We start from the raw sequence: 1,517 nt of genomic DNA, 5'->3' as shown, positions 1-1,517 counted from the left end.
GGTACAGCTGATATGTAGGCGTGGTTTGTCAATAGGCAGGTGAAAGCCGCCCCGGTTTGGTGCCGGGGCGGCTTTTCGTTTGATCGGTGGCAGTCGGTTTCGTGGCGGTCGTTGGTCAACGACGGTGGTGTCAGACTGATATGCGCGGGTTGGTTACCGCAAGACGATGGTTCGGCGCGAACGGTGACTGCTGTCTAGGTTCGGGCGTCACATTTGGATTCGTGAATCCGTTTGTGGCTCATAGCTGTAACGCAGATCTAGTTCGCATACCTCGCCGTCGACCGGCTGACTCCGATCAAGGTTCGGTGGTGGCCGTTAGTTCAGCGTGGCCAGCGACCAGCACCAGCCGGCCAACTGTCGGGCGATGGCGACGTTGGCCACCAGCGGGTTCTTCTTGCGCTCGAGGAACCGGCACCATTGCTGGTGCAGGCGCCGGTTTCCGGCATGCCCGCGATCTTTGAGTACCGGGTCGACCTTGGCCCAGCGGGCTCGCATCGTCGGTCCGGGATTGCGGTAGGCCGCCCGGTGGTGCCAGGCCGCCTCGATCAACAACCGCCGCGCATGGGCGTTGCCGGCTTTGGTGATCGAGCCCTGCACCTGAGAGGCACCCGAGGAGTACTCGGTAGGCACCAAGCCGACGTAGGCGCCGATCGAGGCACCGGTGAACCGTGTCCAGTCGCCGATCTCGACGCTCAACGCCAGCCCGGTCAGCGCGGAGATGCCGCGCAGGCAGCCCAGCCGGTCGACCTGATCAGCCCAGCGCGGTGAGGCCGCGACCGTGACGATCTGCTCATCGAGACGATCGCGAGCGGCAGTCGCGGTGAGCACCGCATCGAAGTGATGATCAAAGGCTGCGGTGGTGTGGGAATCGTCGAATCGTTGCCGCCGCAGCCAGGTTTGGTGAACCCCATTCCATGCTTGCCCACCGGAGTACACCCGGCCCTGGCGCAGCAGCAGTTTGGACAACCGGTGCCGCACCCGCATCAGATCGGCCCGGGCATCTTCACGGGCCCGCACCAGGTCGCGCACTGCCTCTACCTCGGCTTCGGGCACCGTGACCGGCGTGATCTCGCCCAGACGCAGTAGCCGGGTCAGATGCGCGGCATCGCGGGCATCGGTTTTGACCCGATCCCCAGCGGGGCGGATCAACTTCGACGGCGCGGCGACCACGCAGTCGATCTCGGCGGCGGCCAACGCCCGCGCGAGCCCGAACCCCGTCGGGCCGGCCTCGTAGGCCACCCGCACCGGGCCGCGCAGCCGGTGCAACCAATTGAGGATCTCGCCGTGATCGGGACACAACCGTGCCCGCTCGACTCGACCTGTTTCTTCGTCGACGGCATGGGCAACCACCGAAAGCGCGTGCACGTCCAACCCGACACTCGTACCGTTGAAACTCACCGGAGGCCTCCTGATCTGCAACTGTGGCTCTACCGATGCGAGTGTTCACCCGCCATCGACAACCCACGTCCGATTGCAGCCCGAGGCCTTCGGCCTCAAGTCGCCTCCATACCGTCTAG

Annotated in this window: 1 protein-coding gene; it reads right to left on the bottom strand. The window is 65.1% G+C overall.

All coding sequences use genetic code 11. The features are described 5' to 3' along the window. Positions 1 to 315: 315 nt before the first annotated feature. Entirely contained in the window at positions 316 to 1,398 is a 1,083-nt protein-coding gene (locus CQY20_RS33745) for an IS110 family RNA-guided transposase (protein ID WP_165789335.1), read from the bottom strand. Positions 1,399 to 1,517: the final 119 nt, after the last annotated feature.

Origin of the sequence: Mycolicibacterium agri (assembly GCF_002553505.1) — a bacterium.
Taxonomy (GTDB): domain Bacteria; phylum Actinomycetota; class Actinomycetes; order Mycobacteriales; family Mycobacteriaceae; genus Mycobacterium; species Mycobacterium agri.
Note: the sequence above shows the minus strand (reverse complement) of the source record. Positions and strands in the feature narration are given on the sequence as shown.